This is a genomic window from Rhodoferax sp. UBA5149 (assembly GCF_002413825.1).
Taxonomy (GTDB): Bacteria; Pseudomonadota; Gammaproteobacteria; order Burkholderiales; family Burkholderiaceae_C; genus Rhodoferax.
In genome coordinates, this window is sequence record NZ_DHXT01000003.1 from 7,612 (window position 1) to 14,403 (window position 6,792).

General features: G+C 54.9%; 5 protein-coding genes and 1 pseudogene. 1 reads left to right on the forward strand and 5 read right to left on the reverse strand.

All coding sequences use genetic code 11. The features are described 5' to 3' along the window. Positions 1-311: 311 nt before the first annotated feature. The 5 genes from B3V69_RS00120 to B3V69_RS00140 all read right to left on the reverse strand — a co-directional run bounded on the left by B3V69_RS00120 (position 312) and on the right by B3V69_RS00140 (position 6,016). Complete coding sequence (locus B3V69_RS00120; protein WP_296442647.1) at positions 312-2,027, reverse strand: putative bifunctional diguanylate cyclase/phosphodiesterase; 1,716 nt, start codon at positions 2,025-2,027, stop codon at positions 312-314. A 125-nt stretch (positions 2,028-2,152) separates the two neighbouring features. Then, on the reverse strand, positions 2,153-3,661 hold the full coding sequence (locus B3V69_RS00125; RefSeq protein ID WP_296442649.1) for a hybrid sensor histidine kinase/response regulator: 1,509 nt from the start codon (positions 3,659-3,661) through the stop codon (positions 2,153-2,155). Beyond that, positions 3,661-5,154: an ATPase domain-containing protein gene (locus B3V69_RS00130; RefSeq protein ID WP_296442651.1), complete on the reverse strand. Its 1,494-nt coding sequence runs from the start codon at positions 5,152-5,154 to the stop codon at positions 3,661-3,663. Before B3V69_RS00130 ends, B3V69_RS00125 begins: the two co-directional genes overlap by 1 nt. Beyond that, positions 5,147-5,569 (reverse strand): hypothetical protein, encoded by a 423-nt coding sequence (locus B3V69_RS00135; RefSeq protein ID WP_296442653.1) that lies wholly within the window; start codon positions 5,567-5,569, stop codon positions 5,147-5,149. The genes B3V69_RS00130 and B3V69_RS00135 overlap by 8 nt, the downstream gene beginning before the upstream one ends. 39 nt (positions 5,570-5,608) lie before the next feature. After that, the gene (locus B3V69_RS00140) at positions 5,609-6,016 is read right to left on the reverse strand and encodes a PilZ domain-containing protein (protein ID WP_296442655.1); all 408 of its coding nucleotides are present in this window, start codon (positions 6,014-6,016) and stop codon (positions 5,609-5,611) included. A gap of 447 nt (positions 6,017-6,463) precedes the next feature. On the opposite strand from B3V69_RS00140, the pseudogene B3V69_RS00145 reads away from it, so the two are divergent. Further along, positions 6,464-6,792, forward strand: a pseudogene (locus tag B3V69_RS00145) (hypothetical protein); the annotation flags it as partial.

Here is a 6,792-nt window from a genome sequence, read left to right on the forward strand (position 1 = left end):
AACGATCAGTTATTTTCAGCAGGCGCTGGGCGTGCGTCAGACGTTGGTTCAACAACCACTGGCCCACAGTGACACCAGTGATTTGCCTGAAGTGGCGCGTGAAAGTGCGTCGACCCATACCTTCGATGTGAAAGGCGGTGCCCCAGCGTTGTGTTTGAGTCGAACTTTGCCACTGCGCTGGCTACCGACGAATGGATTGCTGCTGAGGCCAGCGGTCAGACCCCCAGCGAGATAGCGTCATGGCCTCCAACGAGCGTGTATTATTGCTACCGCACGTCACTCGCCAATCGGGATGGCAAACGTTCATGTCATCAAACGCGAAGGGGACGTGATACGCCGCTTTTCAGCAAGTTGGCGAGCGCCTCTGCCAACACCGGTTGGCTGAAATAATTGCCTTGGCCTTCGTCGCAATGCTGGGCCAGAAGAAACGCATGTTGCTCTGTTGTTTCCACACCCTCCGCAATGACTCGGTGTCTGAGGCTCTTTCCCATGCTGATCACGGCACTGACGATGGTGGCATCGTCCGTGTTGCTGGTCATATGGTTGACGAACGACTGGTCAATCTTCAAGGTATCGATCGGAAACCGCCTCAGATAGCTCAGGCTGGAATAGCCGGTGCCGAAGTCATCAATCGCCAGCTTTACGCCCAGGTCGGCCAGCGCATGCAACACACCGTCGGTGGATTCTGCATCGCGCATCAGGACGCTTTCGGTCAATTCGAGTTGCAAATAACGCGGCTCCAAACGCGTATCCGCAAGTGTCGCGCGGACGTAGTCAAGAAAATCCTTGGCGCGGAACTCTAGCGCTGACGTGTTGACCGCGACTGTAATCGCTGGCAACCCGGCCTGCAACCAGGCACGGGCCTGCAGACACGCCTCGCGCAAGACCCAGCGGCCAATCGGTAGGATCAGACCACAGTCTTCGGCAATTAGAACGAACTGTGCTGGCGACAGCAGCCCCAGGTCCGGATGCTGCCAGCGGATGAGCGCCTCGACGCCGACAATTTCACCGCTTTGGAGGTCTATTTTGGGCTGGTAGTGCAACACAAATTCATTCCGTTCCAGCGCGCGGCGCAAACTGGCTTCGACGGATTGCCGCTCGACGGCACGAGCATTCATGTCCTGCTCGAAAAATTTATAGTTGTTGCGTCCGTTTTCCTTGGCAACGTACATTGCGGTGTCGGCACATTTGATCAGTGTGGGCGCATCCTGACCATCGTCGGGGTAAATGCTGATACCGATACTCACGCTGATATGGAGATCGTTTCCGTCAATTTGGTACGGCAGCGCGAGCGCTGCGAGCATCTTTTGCGCAGAGCGCGCAGCGTCTTCCGCATGCTCGATATACGGCAGCAGAAGCACGAATTCATCCCCGCCTTGGCGACTGACGGTGTCCGACTGACGCACACAAGCCACCAGGCGTTGTGCAACCGACTGCAGCAGGCCGTCGCCCACTGCGTGTCCCAGGGAATCGTTGATGTGTTTAAAACGATCCAGGTCCATGAACATCACCGCAAGCTGCCGGCATTGACGACGGGCCACCTCAATCGCCTGGTTCAGTCGGTCTTGCAACAGCATTCGATTGGGCAAATCGGTGAGCGCATCGTGATGTGCCAGATGATCCAGCTTAACTTTGGCTGTTTCGACTTGTTCTGTCAGCTTGTGCGCTTCAATGGCCGCCGTGACCAGGTGTGCGTTCGCTTGCTGCAACATCTGTACGTGATCGTCGGACCCTGTCTGCAAGGTTTCGCCCGCGCGAATGCCTTGCTCGCGTGCGGTAGCGGCCCCTTCGCGCAAATCGGCCGCCTCTTCACGCGCGGTGGCCTTCCCTTCGCGCAGTTCGGCCGCGTCTTCTCTTGCCGTGGCCAGTTTCTCGCGGCCCAGAACGGCCGCCTCATCCTCGACAACAGCGCTTTCCCTGCGCGTGATATCGTTTCTGAAGTTCGTTAAGGCGTTGTCTTTGTGCCGGTTTGACATGCCCATTTGACTGGAGGCATCGGACACGCCGTCGTTGTAATTTTGTTTCACTACCATCCTCCATTAGCTGACAGGTCTGTCATGTGCTGAGTGTGGGCTAGGCAAACCTATGCAGTCACACTCAAACAATGAGTTAACGACGACTCGTTTCGCCAGCTTTCGACTGAACTGGTCGATCATTTTGTTCTTGTTTTCGCAAATTCCAGCGCCCGATCCAGCGCTGCCATGAACTCGTTGATTTTGATCGGCTTCGTAAGATAGCCGAAGAAGCCGGCCTCCAGGCCTTTCTCGATGTCATGAGGCATGGAGTTGGCGCTCAGGGCCAGCACCGGGATGTATGTCGTTACCGGATCTTCACGCAGGATTTTCAAGGCCTGCAGTCCGCTGATGCCCGGCAGATTGATGTCCAGCAGGATCACCTGTGGCCGATGGCTTCGCGCCAACTCGATGCCGCGCACGCCATCCCCCGCACCCAGCAAGCGCATGTCGGGACGCCGTGCGATCAGTTGCTCGACCAGCGCCATGTTGGCCCGGTTGTCTTCTATGTACAGCAGGGTGCGCAGCGCTGCGTCAGATTGAACAGGTGTCTGAACTGGCGTCAGCGGCTCGCCTGTATCGTGGACAAGCTGTGGTGCGTCCGCCAGTTTTAATTCGACCCAGAACACACTGCCCGCTCCGACGGTACTTTGCGCGCCGATTTCGCCTTCCATCAATTCGACCAGCCGCTTGCTCACCACCAGACCGATGCCGGTGCCTTCCTCGGCGCCGGCCTCTTGTCCCAGACGATTGAAGGGCTGGAACAACTGCGCGAGTTTTTCCGGGGCCAAGCCTTCGCCGCTGTCCTGTACGCTGATACGCAGGCGCCCCGCCGTAACGGCGCTGCAGGTGACGTCGACCGTTCCGCCCACCTTGTTGTATTTGATCGCGTTGGAAAGCAGATTGACGATCACCTGCTTTAACCGGGTCCGGTCGGCATAGACAAAGGAATCGCAATCGAATGGAGGAAAGCTGATGCGGATGCCGCCTTTTTGAGCCTGCGGTTCGATCATCGCCTGGCAATCGCGCAATACCTCAGTCAGCGATACGGGCTCCATCGATAGCGAAAGCTTGCCGGACTCGATCAAGGCGAGATCGAGGATTTCGTTGATCAACTCCAGCAGATACCACCCGGCCCGAAGAATCTGGTCGAGGCTGCTCTTTTGGCTGGGCGTTGGCAAGGGCGAGCCCGACTCCAGGAGTTGCGCAAAACCGAGGATCGCATTGAGCGGAGAGCGCAACTCGTGGCTCATGCTGGAAAGAAAATCCGATTTGGCGAGGTTCGCGTTTTCCGCCACTAGCCAGGCGCGCTCCAGCTGAACTTTAGCCATTTCGAGTTGTTCAGTCAGTTTATGCGCTTCAACGGTAGCGATGACCAGCTGAGAGTTCGCTTGCTGCAGCATCAGCATATGATCGTCTGACGCTGCCTGTAGCGTCTGCGCCGCGAGAATATTGCGCTCGCGCACGTTGACCGAATTTTCACGCAATTGCATAGCGTTTTCGCGTGCCGTGACCGATTTCTCGCGATTTAGAATTGCCACTTCATTGGCAATAGCGACTAGCGCCAACCTGTCTTGGTACTGACGTGACTGGCCCGAATGACCGAGGTCATCGGTATTGGTTGTGCCATCAATGTCAGAGTTGTTCATTACCGCCTTCCATCACCTGGTTGTTCTGGCGACGGGGTGATCATGGGTTGCCCCGTCATGATGCCGGCATACTCAGACAAGGTCTCGCCAAGAACGATACCGTCGTCTGTTATGTCAAACGATCGAATGTCCTTGCTGTGCTGGCTGCCGCGGACTTTAACGACCGAGATGGCGCGTTTGAATTGACCGGCGATTTCAATATAGCGCTGCACGATGATGGCGTCCGCAAGAAAAGCGCTTCCATAGGGACTGAAGCGCAAATCGGTGTAGCGGTCTTCCAGTTCCGAAGTCATCAATACTGTCACGCCCATACCGGTCAACTCGGCAACCATCCGGTACAGTGATCCTCGAAAATCCTCGCTGAACTCAGGTGCCAGTGCCAACTCGAACCCTGACAACGAGTCAATGACGACGCGCTTGGCCTTCATCCGGGTAATCATTTCGATCAAGTCATGCAAGGTTTCATCAATCGACAAGTCCAGGGAACGCGTGTCGATCACCCCCACCTGGCCGGCCTGGACCAGTGAATGCAACTTTTTATTGCCCAGCAGTTGGCTGGGGCTTTTCTCAAAGGCCGCAATCACGCCGGGTTCGCCCCTGCGTGCACCTTCGGCAAGAAATTCTGTCGTTAATATGGTTTTCCCGCAACCCGATGGCCCGACTACCAGTAGCGAATAGCCAACCGGCAAGCCACCTCCCAACATATCATCCAGGCCAGGTATTCCCATTGGCACACGGGACTCTTCAATAGATGCCTTGGTGGTTAATTCAGCCCCTGTGCTGTCTTTAACCATCGCACGCGGGAAAACCCGAATTCCGTCATTGCCAACACGGAAAGTATGCAAACCCGGGGCCTGCGCCTGGCCCCGCATTTTGACAACTTGTATCTTGCGCACCATGGAGTTGCGATGCAAATTTTGCGAGAGCCACAGAATGCCGTCCGCCACGGTAAAGACCGCGCTTGACTCTAATTCTGGTGTCAAATATTCGCCAACTAGAAATGTGGTTGCCTGCCAGCTTGTCATTTGCATTCCCAGTCGCTGCACGAACCCCTGCAACTCCGACGCCCCCTGTTCCTTCTGCTTTCCCGCCTGCACGACGGATCGAAAGGAATCAACAAAAACAAGGCTGGGCGCATAGTCTTTTACCTCTTCGGCAATACGTGACATGACGCGGGAAAAATGTCCCTCCAGCAAGTCTGCGGACAGGTTGACGTAGCGGATCGATTCATTGACTTTGTCAATGTCAAAAAATGGAAATTGTTGTTGATAACGCAGCATCTTCAAAGCGGGCTCCCCCAATACCGTGAAGAACAGGGCCCTATTATTCGGTGTTGCCAGCGAGAACATGATCTGATGCGCGAGCGTTGTCTTTCCGCTTCCGGGTGTGCCCGCAATCAGGTTGAACGAAAATTCGGGCAGGCCGCCACCCAGCAGTTGGTCCAGACCCGGTACGCCAGTTTTCAGACGACGTATTCTTACCTTCTTATCCAATTTTGAACTCCTTGTCGGCTGTACCATGAGTTTCTTGGCCCCATGCCGAACGCAAAATGCGGGTGGTCAGCTGTTCGCCGATTAGCGATGCCAGGATGTCGGTAAACGTGATCAGCAGCAGTCGATTAGCTTGACTGACAAGTGCCGGTGCTTGTCCTTCAAAACTCATTTTCAATTCGGCGAACCGGTGATTAGCATTTGGTGGCAACGAGCTGACCGCGAGCCATGGAAATGTTGACTGCGTAAGGAACACACTTCGCGCGTAAAGTGAACTGAAACCACCCTCACCGACGATCGAAATGATTTGGGTCGCCATCTGCTCCCACAAGTCAATCGCGCTATCCGCAACATTTTCAGTCTGCAGCGCCAGGAGGCGCGAAACTAATTGGTGCCGCAGCAAGTCATTGGTTTCCATAAGAAGGATATTGTTAGCCTGACGACATAATGGATCGCGTTACGGAATATGCATGCATAACGCTTTATGGCCTTCACTAATTAGCGAATTCGATGAATGTATCTGAGTTTCCATAACGCTGAAGTGAGCGTCAATGACCTCAATGCCATCAGGGAAAAAAGGGCTCACAAACTTGGCGGCAATACCCAGCAGGCCGTCGTAACAGCCCATTCGCACCACTTCGCCCTCGCACTGCAACTTTAATTTCTGACCCCGTACAACCACTTCAACCGTAAAGTTCACATTCGATCCAGGCTCTCGCGTCGTTTCGGTTTCGAAATAAATTCCGCTTGCGCTGATATTGCGGGAAAAACCCCGAATTCCCCCGAGCTCGACAGGCAACTCGGTATCGAATCGGTCAGCGCCCCGTTCATATTTAAAAGTTGAAGTTTTGCTTAGTTTTTTCATGAGATTCATGGCTCATCAGCATCAAACCAGGTTACGAAAAACTGCAATACGCGACGTAGTGCAGGCCCAACTTAGCAGTCAAGCGCCGGAATATCGGTGTCAAACAGCTGCAGCCACTCGCGTGGCACGCCGCGTTTAATGAGCGTGGTGAACCCGCTTTGGGCCTCTTCACGGTAGGCAAAAAGCCCGACACGTGGTGACTGTATCCATTCATGGTGGTTCTCCTGGGTTTGGCCCGTGAAAGGCGAGAAGAACCAAGCATACCCAGCCACCCCAGAAGCGTCTGTGCGGTGCCGAACGCACCCTTTGGTTCGCCAGCGCACAGACAACCTGTCGGTGTTTGCGTACCGTCAGGGCTTGTTACACCTCTTACGGCCATTTGGTCCCGGTTTGAGGGGGAACACCTGTCTCAGTTATTTCATTGTTGACATTCACAAAAGGATATTTATGAACACCTCTCGCAATTTCAAAGCTTCCCTCATCGTTGCCGCCCTGCTGTCATTCTCAGTGGCACAGGCCGCCACCCTCACCAAGGCCGAATACAAGGCCGACAAGACGCGCATCAGCGCCGACTATAAAGTTGACAAAAATGCTTGCGCTGCCTTGAAGGCCAACGCCAAGGATGTCTGTGTGCAAGAAGCCAAGGCCAAGGAATCAGTGGCACGCGCCGAGCTGGAATACAGCTACACCGGAAAAGCCGCCGACCAAACCAAGGTCCTTGAAGCCAAGGCCAAGTCTGCTTACGCCGTCGCCAAGGAAAAATGCGACGACCAGAC